The sequence below is a fragment of the Luteimonas sp. Soil_C_16 genome (genome assembly GCF_057657295.1).
Genome location: NZ_JBDGIS010000001.1, coordinates 518,740 through 535,791 on the forward strand (window position 1 = coordinate 518,740; position 17,052 = coordinate 535,791).

General features: G+C 68.2%; 13 protein-coding genes. 6 read left to right on the forward strand and 7 right to left on the reverse strand.

Annotated features, from left to right (window positions below; all coding sequences use genetic code 11):
- Positions 1–47 precede the first annotated feature (47 nt).
- Both aceA and aceB read right to left on the reverse strand, forming a co-directional pair.
- A complete protein-coding gene (aceA, locus tag AC3A5T_RS02305; protein WP_487627178.1) occupies positions 48–1,379 on the reverse strand; it encodes an isocitrate lyase in 1,332 nt (443 codons plus the stop codon).
- 102 nt (positions 1,380–1,481) lie between these two features.
- Entirely contained in the window at positions 1,482–3,101 is a 1,620-nt protein-coding gene (aceB, locus tag AC3A5T_RS02310) for a malate synthase A (RefSeq protein WP_487627179.1), read from the reverse strand.
- 123 nt (positions 3,102–3,224) lie between these two features.
- On the opposite strand from aceB, the gene AC3A5T_RS02315 reads away from it, so the two are divergent.
- Positions 3,225–4,193 carry a LysR family transcriptional regulator gene (locus tag AC3A5T_RS02315; RefSeq protein ID WP_487627180.1) on the forward strand — a complete coding sequence of 323 codons (969 nt, stop codon included), beginning with the start codon at positions 3,225–3,227 and terminating at the stop codon, positions 4,191–4,193.
- Positions 4,194–4,803: 610 nt separating this feature from the next.
- Here the strand turns inward: AC3A5T_RS02315 and AC3A5T_RS02320 are convergent.
- The 3 genes from AC3A5T_RS02320 to AC3A5T_RS02330 all read right to left on the reverse strand — a co-directional run bounded on the left by AC3A5T_RS02320 (position 4,804) and on the right by AC3A5T_RS02330 (position 7,991).
- A complete protein-coding gene (locus AC3A5T_RS02320) occupies positions 4,804–5,367 on the reverse strand; it encodes an alpha/beta fold hydrolase (protein ID WP_487627181.1) in 564 nt (187 codons plus the stop codon).
- Between the two features lie 156 nt (positions 5,368–5,523).
- Positions 5,524–7,701 carry a glycoside hydrolase family 3 N-terminal domain-containing protein gene (locus AC3A5T_RS02325; RefSeq protein WP_487627182.1) on the reverse strand — a complete coding sequence of 726 codons (2,178 nt, stop codon included), beginning with the start codon at positions 7,699–7,701 and terminating at the stop codon, positions 5,524–5,526.
- Positions 7,702–7,805: 104 nt separating this feature from the next.
- Positions 7,806–7,991, reverse strand: a complete 186-nt coding sequence (locus AC3A5T_RS02330) for a hypothetical protein (protein ID WP_487627183.1) — start codon at positions 7,989–7,991, stop codon at positions 7,806–7,808.
- Positions 7,992–8,139: 148 nt separating this feature from the next.
- Here AC3A5T_RS02330 and ku point away from each other — a divergent pair, with 148 nt between their 5' ends.
- From ku to AC3A5T_RS02345, 3 genes are all read left to right on the forward strand, one after another.
- Complete coding sequence (gene ku, locus AC3A5T_RS02335; protein ID WP_487627184.1) at positions 8,140–9,075, forward strand: non-homologous end joining protein Ku; 936 nt, start codon at positions 8,140–8,142, stop codon at positions 9,073–9,075.
- Position 9,076: 1 nt separating this feature from the next.
- Positions 9,077–11,692: a DNA ligase D gene (gene ligD, locus AC3A5T_RS02340; protein ID WP_487627185.1), complete on the forward strand. Its 2,616-nt coding sequence runs from the start codon at positions 9,077–9,079 to the stop codon at positions 11,690–11,692.
- Between the two features lie 62 nt (positions 11,693–11,754).
- On the forward strand, positions 11,755–12,363 hold the full coding sequence (locus AC3A5T_RS02345) for a hypothetical protein (RefSeq protein ID WP_487627186.1): 609 nt from the start codon (positions 11,755–11,757) through the stop codon (positions 12,361–12,363).
- Between the two features lie 6 nt (positions 12,364–12,369).
- Here AC3A5T_RS02345 and AC3A5T_RS02350 read toward each other — a convergent pair whose 3' ends face one another.
- Both AC3A5T_RS02350 and AC3A5T_RS02355 read right to left on the reverse strand, forming a co-directional pair.
- A complete protein-coding gene (locus AC3A5T_RS02350; RefSeq protein ID WP_487627433.1) occupies positions 12,370–13,806 on the reverse strand; it encodes an ABC transporter permease/substrate-binding protein in 1,437 nt (478 codons plus the stop codon).
- A 35-nt stretch (positions 13,807–13,841) separates the two neighbouring features.
- Positions 13,842–14,579, reverse strand: coding sequence for an ATP-binding cassette domain-containing protein (locus tag AC3A5T_RS02355; RefSeq protein ID WP_487627187.1), 738 nt, complete (start codon positions 14,577–14,579; stop codon positions 13,842–13,844).
- 107 nt (positions 14,580–14,686) lie between these two features.
- On the opposite strand from AC3A5T_RS02355, the gene AC3A5T_RS02360 reads away from it, so the two are divergent.
- Positions 14,687–15,292, forward strand: coding sequence for a hypothetical protein (locus AC3A5T_RS02360; protein WP_487627188.1), 606 nt, complete (start codon positions 14,687–14,689; stop codon positions 15,290–15,292).
- Positions 15,293–15,342: 50 nt separating this feature from the next.
- Entirely contained in the window at positions 15,343–17,037 is a 1,695-nt protein-coding gene (locus tag AC3A5T_RS02365) for a M28 family peptidase (RefSeq protein ID WP_487627189.1), read from the forward strand.
- The last annotated feature ends 15 nt before the right edge of the window (positions 17,038–17,052 follow it).

Consider the following 17,052-nt stretch of genomic DNA (forward strand, 5'->3'; position numbering starts at 1 on the left):
TTACATACTCCAGCAGCATCCCGGGTCCCAGCGTCGAAGTCGTCCCCTCAGGCCGCCTTCGTCTCGTAGAACTGCTCCTCTTCGGTCGAGCCGGTCAGCGCGGTGACGCTCGACACGCCGCCCTGGATCACGGTGGTCACGTCGTCGAAGTAGCCGGCACCGACTTCCTGCTGGTGCGAGACGAAGGTGTAGCCCTTGTCGCGCGCGGCGAATTCGCGTTCCTGCACCTGCTCGACGTAGTGCTTCATGCCTTCGCCGCGGGCGTAGTCGTGGGCGAACTGGAAGCTGTTGAACCAGTTGATGTGGATGCCCGCCAGGGTGATGAACTGGAACCTGTAGCCCAGCGCCGCCAGGTCTTCCTGGAAGCTCGCGATCTGGCGGTCGTCGAGGTTCTTCTTCCAGTTGAAGCTCGGCGAGCAGTTGTAGCTGAGCAGCTTGCCGGGGTGCTTCGCGTGCACGGCCTGGGCGAATTCGCGGGCGAAGCCGATGTCGGGCGTGCCGGTCTCGCACCAGACCAGATCCGCATACGGCGCGTAGGCCACGCCGCGGCTGATCGCCTGCTCCAGGCCGTTGCGCACCTTGTAGAAGCCTTCGGACGTGCGCTCGCCGGTGACGAAGGGCGCATCGTTGGCATCGAAGTCGGAGGTCAGCAGGTTCGCGGCTTCGGCGTCGGTACGCGCCAGCACGATCGCGGGCACGCCGAGCACGTCGGCGGCCAGACGCGCGGCGACCAGTTTCTGCACGGCCTCCTGCGTGGGCACCAGCACCTTGCCGCCCATGTGGCCGCACTTCTTGACCGCGGCCAGCTGGTCCTCGAAATGCACGCCCGACGCGCCAGCGACCAGCATGTTCTTCATCAGTTCGTAGGCATTGAGCACGCCGCCGAAACCGGCCTCGCCGTCGGCGACGATCGGCAGGAAGAAATCGATCGCATCACGCTCGTCGAGCTTGCCATCGGCGATGTTCTTCCACTGGATCTCGTCGGCGCGCTGGAAGGTGTTGTTGATGCGGCGCACCATCGTCGGCACCGAGTCGTAGGCGTACAGCGACTGGTCGGGATACATGGTCTCGGAACTGTTGCCGTCGGCGGCGACCTGCCAGCCCGAGAGGTACACCGCTTCCAGACCGGCCTTGGCCTGCTGCATCGCCTGGCCTGCGCTGATCGCGCCGAAGGCGTTGACGTAGCCCTTCTTCGCGTCGCCGTTGACCAGCGCCCACAGTTTCTCGGCGCCGCGCTTGGCCAGCGTGTGCTCGGGCTGCACGCTGCCGCGCAGGCGCACGACGTCGGCGGCGGAATATGGCCGCTGGATGCCGGTCCAGCGCGGGTTGGTGCTCCAGTCCTGTTGCAGGGCGTCGATCTGTTGCTGGCGGGTGGTCATGGCGGATCTCCTACGAAGGCGGATGTGGGATCGGGATGTGTGGGCGCGGCCTCGGCCGTGATTGGATGGCATCGCGGACAAGGCCGCTCCCACAGCAATGGGTCAATCGAGGCGCGCGTACGCCGGCAGCGTGAGGAAGTCCTCAAGCGTCTCGCGATGCGTCAGGTCTTCCAGCAGCGCGATGGCTTCGGGCACGCGCGCCGCGCCCGGGATGTCCTGACCGGCGAGCTTCGACGGCAGTGACAGCAGCACGCGGTCGAGCAGGGCCTCGTCGATCGCGGTGCCGTCGTCGAGATGCAGCGGCGCATGGCCGTCGTCGGCGTAGTGGATCCACTGCCAGAGTTGCGCGCGCGCGATTTCGGCCGTCGCGGCGTCTTCCATCATGTGGTGGATCGGCACGCAGCCGTTGCCGTCGAGCCAGGCGGCGATGTAGCGCACGCAGACCTCGACGTTGCCGTCGAATCCGGCGCGGCTGATCGTGCCGATCGACGGTGCGATCAGATCGTCGCGGTCCACCAGCACGTCGTCGCGCGTCATCGCGTGCTGGTGCGGGCCGCGCATGCGCTCGTCGAAGATCTGTTTCGCCAGTGGGATCAGTGCCGGATGCGCGACCCAGGTGCCGTCGTGCCCGGCCGTGACTTCGCGCAGCTTGTCGGCGCGCACGCGCGCCATCGCCGCATCGTTCGCGGCGGCGTCGCCGGCGATCGGAATCTGCGCCGCCATGCCGCCCATCGCATGCGCGCCGCGGCGGTGACAGGTCTGTACCAGCAGTTCCGAGTACGCCTTCAGGAAAGGCTGCGTCATCGTGACCTGCGCGCGCTCGGGCAGCACGCGGTCGCGGTGGCGGCGGAAGGTCTTGAGGTAGGAAAAGATGTAGTCCCAGCGGCCGCAGTTGAGACCGGCGATGCGGTCCTTGAGTGCGTGCAGGATCTCGTCCATCTCGAAAACGGCCGGCAGGGTTTCGATCAGCACGGTCGCGCGGATCTGCCCGGCCGGCAGCCCCAGCGTGCGCTCGACGTGGGCCAGCACGTCGTCCCACAGCTGCGCCTCTTCCATCGACTGCAGCTTGGGAATGTAGAAGTACGGGCCGCGGTCCTTCGCCGCCAGCGCGTGCGCGTTGTGGAACGCGAACAGGCCGGCATCGAACAGCGCGCCCGACATCGGCGCGCCGTCGATGCGCAGGTGCTTCTCGTCGAGATGCCAGCCACGCGGCCGCACGATCAGCACGGCGCGCTGGTCCTCGGGCTTGAGCGCATAGCGCTTGCCGGCGGGCGAGGTGAACGCCAGCGTGCCGGCGATCGCCTCGCGCAGCGCGCGCTGGCCGGTCAGAAGGTTGTCCCAGGTCGGCGACGTCGAATCCTCGAAGTCGGCCATGTAGCAGTTCGCGCCCGAGTTCAGCGCGTTGATGACCATCTTCGGATCGACCGGGCCCGTGATCTCGACCCGGCGGTCGCGCAGCGCGGCCGGCAGTGGCGCGACCCGCCACTCGGACTCGCGGATGCTGCGCGTCGCTGTGCGGAAGTCCGGCAGCGCGCCGGCATCGAAGGCGGCCTGGCGGTTCCGGCGTTCGGCCAGCAGCGACAGCCGTCGGGTATCGAACCGGTCGTGCAGATCGGTCAGGAATGCGAGGGCGGCTGCGTCCAGCAGGTCGGCCTGGGTGGCGGCAGGCACGGTGATGGGCGGATCTTCGATGGGCGGCGCGGGCTTGATGACGGCATTCACGGGAGCGGTCCTTTCGCGTGCAGCGGCGGTATTGCGGTGCAGCAGACCGTCCTCCCATGCCGATTATTTGACAACCGAGTTCTGTCAATGCCTATCATCAGCTGCGCTTATATGAGCACCCCGATGACCGCCAAGTCCCCGTCAGAGCTCAGATTTCCGTACAAGAGCGACCGGCTCAAACCGCTGCGGGCGTTCTGCCAGACCACGCGTTTGGGTTCGGTCTCACGCGCCGCGGAGGCGCTTTACGTCAGCCAGCCCGCGATCTCGCTGCAGCTGCAGGCGCTGGAACGCGAGCTCGGGGTCAAACTGCTGGAGCGCAGCGGTCGACGGCTGGTGCCCACGCGCGAGGGCGAGGCGCTCTATGCGCTGGCGATGCCCTTGGTCGAGGGACTCGACGGTTTGCCTGCGGCGTTCCGGCGCGAAGTCGGCGGGCTCGACGCCGGCGAACTGACGGTCGCGGCCAACAGCTCGACGATCCTCTATCTGCTGCCGCGCATCGTCGATCTGTTCCGCCGCCAGCACCCGGACGTGCGCCTGACCCTGCAGGACGCGATCACCGCTGACGGCACCGACCTGCTGCGCAGCGACGCCGTCGACCTCGTGGTCGGCTCGATGGTGGACGTGCCCGGCGATCTCAGCTACGCGCCGGTCTACCGCTTCGACCCGATCCTGCTGACCCCGCCCGACCACGCCCTCGCCCGCGCGAAGACGCTCACGCTGGAGGAAATCGGCCGCTACGGCCTGATCCTTCCGCCGAAACGCCAGATCACCTACCGCCTCGTCGACCAGGTCTTCCAGCAGGCCCGCGTGCCCTACACCGTGGCGCTGGAAGTCGGCGGCTGGGAGGTCATCAAGCAATACGTGGCGATGGGCATGGGCATCTCGATCGTCAGCTCGATCTGCCTCGACGACAGCGACAGCGCGCGCCTGGCGACGCGACCGGTGTCGGCGTGGTTTCCGGCGCGCTCCTACGGTGTCGTCGTGCGCAAGGGCAAAGTGCTGTCACCGCAGGCGCGCGCCTTCATCGAACTGATCCAGCCGGATCTGTTCGTGCGGCGGGATCATGAGGATGCAGGGCATTCGGAGCGGTAGCTCGGTCTTTGCTTGCCGTTGTTGCTGTTGCTGTTGCTGTTGATCTCGATCTTCAGGACGCTCCGGGCTTAAACGCAGACCCGGAGGGCGACGGGCATGGATGCCCGTCGTTTTTCGACCGAGCCAGGATGGCGAGTCGAAAAATCTCGGAACGGATGACACGCCGGGTGAGCTTCGTCGGGGCTGGCCCTTTTCTTTGGTTCTGTTTCTTTTGGGCCAGCAAAAGAAATGAACCCGCTCGCCGCAAGGTGAGTGGAAGCGTTTGATTTTGCTTTTCGCCATGAGAGAGCGAAGCGGAATAGCAACGTCAACCGCTTTCGTCCGCTGACGCGGCCGAGTTCATTTCTTTTGGTTGACGCCAAAAGAAACGGAACCAAAGAAAAACGTCTCCCCCGACAAGTCTGCAGCCCGCGGTTTGTAGTCCACCGGGATTTTCCGACTCGGCATCCTGCCTCGGTCGGAAAACGCCGCCCATCCGTGGGCGGCGCCCTCCGGGTATGCAAATGCAAAGTGGCTTTTGAGCTACAGAACATCGACGGCAAGAGCAGAAACAAGTGGCGATTGGACTGGTCGCAAGTACAGAGCGCGCACTCCTCGAGCGGCAACAAGATCAGGGAGCGGCTAGCCAGTTCCGCATCAAGTCTGATGTCTCACCTGCCCGCTCAAGCGGCGGCAAATGCCCGCACACCTCCAACCGATGCAACATCGACCCCGCGATCCCCGCGTGCATCGCCTCCGCCTCGACCGGCGGCGTCAGCCGATCGTCCTCACCGACGACGATCAACGTCGGCACCTCGATACGCGCGAGCAGCGGCTCGGAATCCGGACGACCCAGAATCGCCGCCTGCTGCCGCAGATAGCCGTCGGCGCCAACCTCGCGCGCCATCGACTGCACGATCCCGCCGATCGGCCCATCGACGTGCGATGGATGCACCAGGCTCGGCAGCAACTGGCGGGTCACGCCGACGAAGCGGCCGCGGCCGATCGCGTCGATGCCGCGGCGGCGTTGGGCGGCGCGTTCCGGTGAATCGGGACGCGCGCTGGTTGCGATCAAGGCCAGACGCGTCACGCGCTCCGGCGCACAGCGCAGGATTTCGAAGGCGACGTAGCCGCCCATCGACAGCGCGGCGAGCGCGAAGCGCGGGGGCGCATCGGCGAGGGCGCGTTCGGCCATCGCGCCGACGCTGTCGTCCGCGTGAGATCGACGACGTGCGACTCGGCGACATCGTCGAGCGCGTCGATCTGCGCCTGCCACAAGCGGGCCGTGCACAGCAGTCCCGGCAGCAACAGCAGCGGTGCGCGGTCGCTCACGATGTCGGGCGCAATCGCCTCAGGCCTTGAGCAGGGTGAACTGCGCGGCCGTGCCGGCTTCCGAATCGGGCGCGATCCACACGTCGAACAGCCCCGGCTCGGCAGCGAATGCGCCGCTGCGCGTGGTGAAGGCGAGCTGGTCGCGATGCAGGGTGAACGACACCGTGGTGTGCTCGCCCGGCGCCAGTGCGACCTTGCGGAAACCCTTGAGTTCGCGGATCGGGCGCACGCGGCTGGCGACGCGGTCGTGGACGTAGAGCTGCACGACTTCCTCGCCGAAGCGGCTGCCGTCGTTGCGCAGCGTCACCGACACGGTCAGCGTGCCGTCCCAGTCCAGCACGTCCGTCGACAGTTCGACATCACCGTAGACGAAGCGCGTGTACGACAGGCCATGGCCGAACGGATACAGCGCGCTGTGCGGCATCTCGCGCCAGCGGCTCTTGAACTCCGACATCGTCGGCAGTTCCGGGCGGCCGGTGCGCTGGCGGTTGTAGTACAGCGGCTGCTGGCCCGAATCGCGCGGGAAGCTCACTGGCAAACGCGCGGACGGGTTGTAGTCGCCGAACAGCACTTCGGCAACGGCAGGACCGGTCGCGGTGCCGAGGAACCAGGTCGCCAGGATCGCCTGCGCGTCGTGCACCGCGCCGTGCAGCGCGAGCGCGCGGCCATGACGCAGCAGTACGACGACCGGCGTACCGGTCGCGGCGACGGCCTCGGCCAGCGCCTGCTGCGCGGCGGGAATGACGATCTGGGTGCGTGACTGCGCTTCACCGCTGAAACCCTGCGGTTCGCCGATCGCGAGCAGCACGACGTCGGCATTGCGCGCGGCCTCGACCGCGGCGTCGATGCCACCGTCGATCGCCTCTTCCATGCCGCTGCCGTCGACGACATCGAGCGCATCGCCGTCCTCGAGCGCGGCGCGCAGGCCGTCCTCGAGATTGACGTGCAGGCGCTTGTCGCCGAACAGCGTCCAGCAGCCTTCGATGTTGTCGCGGTCGCGCGCATACGGGCCGATCAGCGCGAGCTTCTGGCCGGACTTCTTCAGCGGCAGCAGATCGCCATCGTTCTTCAGCAGCACGATCGAACGGCGCGCGGCGTCGAGCGCGAGATCGCCGTGCAGGGCTTTCGGATCGAGCGCGGCTTCGACCTCGGGATCGAGCGAGCGGTAGGGGTTGTCGAACAGGCCGATCGCCTGCTTGACCGCGAACACGCGGCGCACGCCCTGGTCGATCACGTCCATCGGGACTTCGCCGCTGGCGACGAGGTCCGGCAGATGCGCGGCGTAGAGCCCGCTCTGCATGCTCATGTCGACGCCGGCGGTGAACGACAGCTTCGTCGCCTCGCGGTCGTCGCCGGCGAAGCCGTGTGCGACGAGTTCGAAATCGGCGGTGTAGTCGGACACCACGAAGCCCTTGAAGCCCCATTCGCCGCGCAGCAGATCGGTCAGCAGGCCGTCGTGGGCGGACGCAGGCACGCCGTTGATGTCGTTGAAGGCGCTCATCACCGTCAGCGCGCCGGCATCCAGCGCCGCCTTGAACGGCGGCAGGTGCACGTCGCGCAGCGTGCCTTCGGCGATCTCGACGCTGTTGTAGTCCAGGCCGCCCATGACCGCGCCGTAGCCGACGAAGTGCTTGGGCGTGGCCAGCATCGAATCGTGTGCGGTCAGATCGCCGCCCTGGAAGCCGCGCACGCGCGCCGCCGAAAACGCATTGCCGAGCACGACGTCTTCGCCGGCGGCTTCGGCCACGCGGCCCCAGCGCTGGTCGCGGGCGATGTCGAGCGTCGGCGCGAACGTCCAGTGCAGGCCACAGGCGGTCGCCTCGATTGCCGCGGCGCGCGCGGTGCGTTCGGCCAGCGCCGGCTCGAAGCTCGCGGCTTCGCCCAGCGGGATCGGAAACACGGTGCGCATGCCGTGGATCACGTCGGCGCCCATCAGCAGCGGAATGCCGAGCCGGCTCTCTTCGACTGCGATGCGCTGCGACTCACGGCCCTGCACCGCGCCCACGCCGTTGAACACTGCGCCCACGCGCCCGGCGCGGATCTGCTCGCGCAGCTCGCCCGCGTTCAGCTCGTTCATCTCGGGATTCACGTCGGCCGCGAACGGCCGCAGCATGTCGGCGAAGATGCCGAGCTGGCCGATCTTCTCCTCGAGGGTCATCCGTGCGAGCAGCGCTTCGAGCCGGTCATCCAGGCGCATCAATTGTTCCCGTGTAAACGATTACAGCCGGCAATTATAGGACGCACGCCAGCAGGCGGGTCCAGTATCGCCGCGCGCGGCGTGCAGGAACAGCCGCAGCGCGCTCAGCCGAGGTCGTCCACGGTGGGCGCGGGCGCGGGCGCAGGCGGTGGCGCTGGGCGGCGGGCCGGCATGAAGGGCGAGACGGGATCGCTGGCCGGGAAAGTCTCGTCCAGCGCTTCGTCCTGGGTCTCTTCCACGTGCTGCCGGTCGGCGTCGGGTTCGTGCGGAGATGTCGGAGGCGTGTGCATGTGGTCACGGTGGCCCCGTGGCCTGCGTGCGCGCGTGAATCCGAACGCCTGCTTCAGCGCCCCGGGTTGACGCGCGATGCACGGCAGCGGTGCGAGCTTCCGGAGTTCATGCGGCCGGCCGCCCCGCGCCGGTGCATCGGAGGCTTCCATGGCACGTCCCATCTGGTCCGGCTCACTGTCCTTCGGCCTGCTCAACATCCCGGTTTCGCTGATGTCGGGCGAACGCCGGACCGATCTCAGCTTCCGCATGCTCGATTCGCGCGACAAGAAGCCGATCCGCTTCGAGCGCGTCAACGCCGACACCGGCGAGGAAGTGCCGTGGAAGGACATCGTCAAGGCCTTCGAGTACGACAAGGGCAGCTATGTCGTCATCGAGAAGGAGGACATCGCGTCCGCCGCGCCGGAATCGCACGAGTCCGTCGACGTCGAAGCCTTCGTCGACGCCGGCAGCATCGGCACGCGCTTCTTCGAGAAGCCCTACATCCTGGTACCGGGCAAGAAGGCCGAGAAGGGCTATGTGCTGCTGCGCGAGACGCTGAAGAAGACCGGCAAGATCGGCATCGCCCGCGTCGTGATCCGCACCCGCGAGTACCTGTGCGCGGTGATGCCCGAGGACGATGCGCTGGTGCTGATGCTGCTGCGCTATCCGCAGGAACTCGTGGACCCGACCGACTACAAGCTGCCCACCGGCAGCGCGTCGAGCTACCGCATCGCCGACAAGGAGGTGCAGATGGCGAAACAGCTGATCGATTCGATGGCCGCCGACTGGGCGCCGGACGCCTATCACGACGAATTCCGCGAGCGCCTGTCGGACATCATCAAGAAGCGCATCAAGGCCAAGGGCATGAAGACCAAGGTCGTCGACGCGCCGGCCCATCACGAGGACGCAGCGACCAATGTCGTCGACTTCGTCGCCCTGCTGCAGAAGAGCCTCAAGGACAACAAGCGCACACCCGCCGGCAGCACCGACAAGGTGCCGGTGAAGAAGTCCACGACCAAGAAGGCCGCGAAGAAGACGACGAAGAAGGCGGCCAAGACGCCTGCAACCAAGACAGCGAAGAAGACCACGCGCAAGGCCTCGTGAGATGTCGCTGACCGAGTACCGGCGCAAGCGCAAGTTCGACGCGACGCGCGAACCGGAACCGGGCAAGCCCGCGCCACACGGACGCCGCGCGATTTTCGTCGTGCAGCTGCACCATGCCAGCCGGCGGCATTACGACTTCCGTCTGCAGGTCGGCGATGCGCTGAAGAGCTGGGCGGTGCCGAAAGGACCGAGCTACGACCCCGACGTGAAGCGCATGGCGATCGAGGTCGAGGACCACCCGCTCGACTACGCCGGATTCGAAGGCGAGATCCCGAAAGGCCATTACGGCGGCGGCCACGTCGCCCAGTTCGATACTGGCGTGTGGGCCGCCGATGGCGATGCCGAAGCCGGCTTGGCCAAAGGCCATCTGCGTTTCGAACTCTTCGGTCGCAAGCTCAAGGGACGCTGGCATCTCGTGCGCTCGGGCAAGCAAGCGAAGCAGCCGCAGTGGCTGCTGTTCAAGGACCGCGACGACTACGCCGGCACGCTGGAAGCCGACGACCTGCTCGCCGACGTGCCCGCGCCGCCGGCCGAAGATGCGAAGCGCGCCGGCACCGGCAAGGCGCGCAAGCGCAAGAAGACCGCAATCGACGTGCCGACCCGGCGCGCCCACGACTGGGCCGCGGAGGCGCGCAAGTTGCCCGGCGCGAAGCGCGGTGCGGTGCCGAGCGGCGCGTTCGAGCCGCAACTCGCGAAACTCGGCGACACCGCGCCTGCTGGCGAGACCTGGTTGCACGAACTCAAGTGGGACGGCTACCGGCTGCTGGCGACCGTCGCGCGTGGTCAGGTGCAGCTGTGGTCGCGCAATGCGCTGGAGTGGACCGGCAAGGTGCCGGAGATCACCGAAGCAGTGTCACGGCTCGGGCTGAAATCGGCGGCGCTCGATGGCGAACTCATCGCCGGCCGCGGCAGCCGCGAGGATTTCAATCTGCTGCAGGGTACGCTGTCGGGCGAGCGTCAGGGCGCGCTGGCGCTGGTGCTGTTCGACCTCCTGCACGTGGACGGCGTCGACATCAGCGCGGTTCCGCTGCTCGCACGCAAGGCGCTGCTGCAGCGCATTCTCGGCGACGCGCCGCCTGCGCATCTCGCCTTCAGCACGCACATCGAGGGCAACGCCGACACCGCGATCGAACTGGCGTCGGAATCGGGCTTTGAAGGCATCATCTCCAAGCGCAGCGATCGCGGCTATCGGCCCGGACGCGGCGACGACTGGCGCAAGACCAAGGAACTGGCCAGCGACGAGTACGCGGTCGTCGGCTACACGCCGCCCAAGGGCAGCCGTAGCGGCTTCGGCGCGCTGCTGCTCGCGCGGCCCGATGCCGAGCACGGCTGGCGTTACGCCGGACGCGTGGGCTCGGGCTTCAGCGACGCACTGCTCGACGAGCTCACCCCGCGGATCGGCCGCGCCGGCCGCAGCGAACCCAGCGTGTACGTGCCGCCGAACGACACCGACCTGCGCGCGGCGAAGTGGTTCGCGCCGCGCTTCGTCGTCGAGGTGTTCTCGCGCGGCACCGGCGGCCACGGCCTGCTGCGCCAGCCGTCATTGAAGGCGGTACGGCCCGACAAGTCGGTGGACGATCTGCACGACAGCGATCGCGACGGAGCGAACGACATGGCCAAGCGAAGCGAACGATCGGCAAGCGCCACAGCACCGGCGAAACGGAAGACTGCCAAGCCGGCCATCAAGGCCGTTCCGAAGGCCGCTGCAAAGGCGCCCGCGAAGAAGCGTACGAAACGCATTACCGACAGCGAACGCGCACCGCCGACCCTGTCGAGCCCGGACAAGGTGCTGTTCCCCGGCGACGCGCTGACCAAACGCGATGTCGCCGACTACTACGCCGCGGCGATGCCGTGGCTGCTGCCGGAGATCGCCGGGCGTCCGCTGTCGGTGATCCGCTGCCCCGGCGGCATCGACGGTCCCTGCTTCTTCCAGAAGCACCACACCGCCGGCATGACGTTGGTCGAGACGGTGCGACTCAAGGACGAGGCCGGCGCCAGCGACTATCTGGTCGCCAACGATGCCGCCGCGGTCATGGAGCTGGTGCAGTTCAACGCGCTGGAATTCCATCCCTGGGGCGCGCATGTCGATGCGCCCGAGACCGCCGACCGCATCGTGTTCGATCTCGATCCGGGCGACGGGGTGAGCTGGGCGGAGATCGTCGCCGCTGCGCGCCAAGTGCGCGGGCTGCTGCAGCAGCTCAAGCTGGAATCCTTCGTGCGCACCACCGGCGGCAAAGGGCTGCACGTGGTGGTGCCGCTGAATCCGGGCAGCGACTGGGATGTGGTCAAGCCGTTCGCGCATGCGTTCGCGCAGGGCATGACCGAACTCGACCCACTCAAGTACGTGGCCACCGCGACCAAGAAATTCCGCAAGCAGAAGATCTTCGTCGACTACCTGCGCAATGGCCGCGGCGCGACCGCCGTCGCATCGTTCTCGCTGCGCGCACGTGCTGGCGCACCGGTGTCGATGCCGTTGCGCTGGGAGGAGTTGGGCAAGCTCAAGTCCGGCGACGCCTGGACGCTGCGCAATGCGCCGGCCCGGCTCAAGCGCCTCAAGGCGCACCCCTGGGGTGATTTCATGGCGCTGCGGCAGTCGCTCGACGGCATCGTCGACTAGACGCACGGGCGGTCCGGTAGCATGCGGCGCGTCCATGACCCATCGCATGCCGATCGACATCCATGAGCATCCCGCACGACCCTTACACACCACCGGCGACCGAAGTCCGAGACACCCCGCCCGAAACGATCCGCGACGCGCCGTTCTACGTGGTGGCGCCGACGAAGTTCGTCGTGCTGTACGTCGCCACGCTCGGCCTCTATCAGCTGTTCTGGTTCTGGATGCACTGGTCGCGCTGGCGCGTGGGACGTCGCGAGACGATCTGGCCGGTGCCGCGTGCGGTGTTCGGTCTGTTCTATGCCCACGCGCTGGCGCGCCGCATCGACCGCACGCTGGTCGAACGCGGCGTCACCCGGCGCTGGTGGCCGATGACGCTGGCCACGCTGTTCGTGGTCATGGAAGTCCTCAACTACGGCAGTGCGATCGCATGGCCGTGGCTGATATTCCACGTGTCGGATGCATGGCTGTGGCTCGAGTGGCTGGGCGTGATCGTGATTCCGGTCAACTGCGCATGCCTGCTGCGCATGCAGTTGGCGGCGAACGCCGCGTGCGGCGATCCCGATGCGCGCCGCAACCGGCGCTTCACGATCTACAACCTCGCCTGGATCCTGCTCGGCATCAGCGCGACCGCGTGGACGGTGTACGACGGTCTGCGCAGCGGCACGCTCTGATCTGCTTCAGCCGCGCGCAGCCAATCGCATTCCCCGCGGCGTGAGCACGCGCTCGGCGATCTCGAACACGCCCTGCACCGCGAGAGCGAGCAGCGCCGCCGGGACGGCACCTTCGAAGATCAGGCCGATGTCGTCGAGGCGGATGCCGGTCAGGATCGGCTGGCCGTAACCGCCCGCGCCGATCAGTGCGCCGAGCGTCGCGGTGCCGACGTTGATCACCGCCGCGGTCTTGATGCCGGCGAGGATCGTGCGCAGCGCCAGCGGCAGCTCCACACGCCACAGACGCGTGCCGGCCGGCAGGCCGATCGCCGCGGCGGTCTCGCGCAGCTCGCGCGGAATCGCGGTCAGTCCCGCATGCGTGTTGCGCACGATCGGCAGCAGGCTGTAGAGGAACAACGCGGCGATTGCCGGGCCGGCGCCGATGCCGAACAGCGGGATCATGAAGACGAACACCGCCAGCGACGGCAAGGTCTGCAACACGCCGGTCAGCGCCAGCACGGCCTGTCCGAGGCGCGGTCGACGCGCGGCGAGGATGCCCAGCGGCAATGCGACCAGCAGCGCGGCGCCGAGCGAGATGCCGACCAGCGCGAGGTGTTCACGCGTGCGCTGCCAGATGCGGGTGACGCGTCCGTCGCTGTCGGGTGCTTCCAGTCCCAGCCAGTCGGCAGCGACTGCGGATTCCGCTTCGCGGTCGAGCTTCACGCGTGCGTTGAGCCGCTGCATCGTCGCCGCATCGATACGCCCCTCGAGCCTTTGCAGTGCGTCGCGCAACGCCGGCGCGCGCTGCGCCAGATCGCTGCGATAGAGATAGACCGCCGCGTAGGACGGGAAGTACCGGCGGTCGTCGCGCAGCACGACGAGGTCGTGATACGGAATCTCGGCATCGGTGCGATAGAGATCGGTCGCGTCGATCGCGCCGTTGGCGAGTGCGCGGTAGGCCAGGTCGTGATCGAGACCATCAGGCGACTGCGGCAGCGCATACGCGTCGCGCAGACCGGGCCAGCCGTCGGCCCGCGACATGAATTCGTTGCTCAGACCAAGCCGCAAGGTGGGATGCGCGCGCAGGTCCGACAGCGTGCGGATGCCGAGTCCGGCCGCGTGCGCGCGGCGCATCCCCAGCGCGTAGCTGTTGTCGAATCCGAGCGGCGCCGTCATCGCCAGGCCTTCGCGCGAGAGCGCCGCCTGCATGGCAACGATATCCGCGCCCGGCATCTGCAGCAGCTCGTCGGCCAGCGTGCCGGTGTACTCGGCGTAGGCGTCGATGCTGCCGTCCTGCAGCGCGCGCCACAGGATGCGGGTGCCGCCGAGCTGGTGCTGGTGGCGCACATCTGCGCCGGCCTCGCGGCCTGCCTGCGTCGCGATCTCGCCGAGCAGCACGCCTTCGGTGAAGTTCTTCGAGCCGACGACGACCGGTGCGGCGAAGGCGCTGCCGCATACGAGCATCAGCAGCACTGCGACGGCGCACCGCACGCCCGGCCTCACGCGGCGTCCTCGACGCTTCGCTGCGCGGTCATGAAGGCGCGCACGAACGGTTCGGCCGGCGCATCGAGCAGGGTCCGCGGCGCGCCCTGCTGGACGATGCGCCCGTCGCGCAGCAGCACGATGGTGTCGGCGAACCACGCGGCCTCGGCGACGTCGTGGGTCACCAGTACGACGGTCTTGCCGAGGCGCGCGAACAGCGCGCGCATCTCGGCCTGGAGTTCGAAGCGGACGATGGGATCGAGCGCGCCCAGTGGCTCGTCAAGCAGCAGCACGTCGGGGTCGAGCATCAAGGCGCGGATCAGGCCCACGCGCTGCCGCTGACCGCCCGACAGCTCGGCCGGATAGCGTCGCAACGCATCCGTCGGCAGACGGCACAGGGCGGCGAGCTCGCTTGCACGCGCGGTAATGCGCGCGGGCGACCAGCCCAGCGTGCGCGGCAGCAGACCGACGTTGCCGATCGCATCGAGATGCGGAAACAGTCCACCTTCCTGGATGACGTAGCCGATGCGCCGGCGGTGCGCGAGCAGCGCGTCGCGGCGCAGCGGTACGCCTTCGAACCGGACCTCGCCGGCATCCGGCCATTCGAGGCCGATCAGCAGCCGCAGCAACGTCGACTTGCCGGCTCCGCTCGGCCCGATCAGCGCCGTCGTCGCGCCGGGCGCGATGCGCAGATCGATACCGTCGAGACCGACGGTCGCGCCGAAGCGGCGCTGCACCTGGTGGAGTTCGAACATGGGCCGACAGTAGCGCAGCCCATGGCGGCGACGTGTCGCGATCGGGCGGCTGTTCGTGGCCGCCGCCCGGACATACGATGCAGGCTTCTCATTGCAAGGACGCAACGATGCAGGACATCCGCCCGGAACCCAATCTCTACGCGCCGCCGGCCAGCGAGATCCGCGCCGAATCACCGACAGACGCGCTGCAGGCGCACACGTTCTACGTCGTGTCCATCCCGAAGTTCTGCGTGCTCTACGTCGCGACCTTCGGGGTCTACGGGCTGTACTGGTTCTACATGCATTGGCAGCGCTATCGCCGCGGACACGGCCAGCACGAGTCGATCTGGCCGGTGCCACGCGCGTTCTTCTCGATCTTCTTCACCCACGCACTCGTCGCGCGCATCGAGACCGTGCTCGGACCGGGCCGTCGTGACGTCCGCTGGTCGCCCGGACTGCTCGCTACAACCTATGTGGTCTTCGAGATCGCCAGCAACATCCTCGGTCGCCTCGACGGCCGTGGCATCGGATCGCCGATGACGGGGATCTTGGCGATCGCGGCCATCGCACCGATCACGCTCGCGCTGCTGCAGATCCAGAGTGCCGCCAACCACGCCTGTGGCGATCCCGATGGCAGCAGCAACCGTCGCGTCACCTGGGCCAATCTGTGTTGGATCGCATTGGGCGTGATGTTCTGGGCGCTGGTGGTGATGGGTCTCTTTATGCCCGCATGAAGCGTCGGGGGCCTGCGTGCTACCGTCGCCCTCCCGCACCGGAGCCGCCCATGTCCCGTCCCGTCCTGACCGTCGCCTGCGCGTTGTGGCTGGTCGCCTGTGGCGGTCGCGACAGTGACGCGGCGGTGCAGGCGCAGACCGCGCCGGGTGCGCCGATGCCGCCTGCGGCGGTGGTCGTCAACGAGACGCCGGCCGGGCAGCGGATCGAGGCCGATGTGCGCGTGCTGGCCGACGATGCGATGGCCGGACGCGAGACCGGCACCCCGGGCTTCGACAGCGCCGCCGAACACGTCGCGCGCCGCTTCGCCGAAAGCGGTCTGCAGCCGGCCGGCGACGACGGCAGCTGGTTCCAGCGCGTGCCGCTGGTGCGCGCGGTGGCGGACCCGGACGCGGCGACGCTGTCGGTGTCGCGCAATGGCCGCACGATCGCGCTGCGGCCGAACGACCAGTTCCTGCCGATGCCGGATTTCAACGCCGTCGAGGGTGAGGTCACCGCGCCGGCGGTGTTCGTCGGACAGGCAATTCACGCGCCGGAACTCGGCCACGACGACTTCGCCGGGGTCGAGCTGCAGGGCCGCATCGCCATCGTGTTCGGCGGCGCACCGCGCGGGTTCGAGCCGAATCCGCACGCCCACTACGCCAGCCTGCGCACCAAGACCGACGCGGTGGTCGCGCGCGGCGCGGTCGGTCTGGTGCTGGTCAACACCGTCGATGACGAAGCCGGCATGCCGTGGGCGCGCAGCGTCGCGCAGGCGGAGCGGCCGGCGATGCGCCTGCGGGATGCCGACGATCGTCCGGTCGATGCGCCTGCGCAGTTGCGCGCAAGCGCGCGCGTCGCCGCGACGGCCGCCGATCTGGTCTTCGCCGACGGCCCGCGCACGGCCGCGCAGCTTTTCGAGGCCGCGCGCGCCGGCACGCTGAAACCCTTCGCGCTGCCCGGCACGCTGACGCTGCGCACGCGCAGCCGCATCGACACGCTCGAATCGCGCAACGTGCTCGGCGTGCTGCCGGGTCGCGGCGCGGCACGCGCCGGCGAGTCGCTCGTGCACACCGCGCATCTCGACCACATCGGTACCGGCACGCCGGTCGACGGCGACGCGATCTACAACGGCGCGCTCGACAATGCGCTGGGCGTGGCGATCCTGATCGAGGCCGCGCGCACGCTGGCCGAGGGTGACACCGCGCCGTCGCGCAGTACGGTCTTCGCTGCGTTGACCGCGGAGGAGCAGGGCCTGCTCGGCGCCGAATGGCTGGCGCGGCATCCGCCGGCCAAGGCCGGCAGGCTGGTCGCCAATCTCAACATCGACATGCCGATCCTGACCGCGCCCACCCGCGACATCGTCGCCATCGGCAGCGAACATTCCACGCTGTCGGCTGCGGTGACGCAGGCCGCCGGCGAAGTCGGCGTCGAGGTGTCGCCCGATCCGTTCCCGGAAGAAGTCGCGTTCGTGCGCAGCGACCAGTACGCCTTCGTGCGCGCCGGCATTCCCGCGCTGTATCTCGATGCCGGCGTCGCGCCGGCCAACGACGACCAGAAGCCGAAGATCGCTGCGACCTGGTTCCTGCGCAACTGCTACCACCAGCCCTGCGACCAGGTGGATCTGCCGATCCAGTACGGCGATGCCGCGCGGATGGCGCAGGTCGTGGTCGCATTGACGCGCATCGTCGGCGATGCCGATGCACCGCCGCGCTGGAACGACGGCGACTTCTTCGGCACACGTTTCGGCAGCCGTCCCGCGCGCTGATCCGCGGTCGAAGGT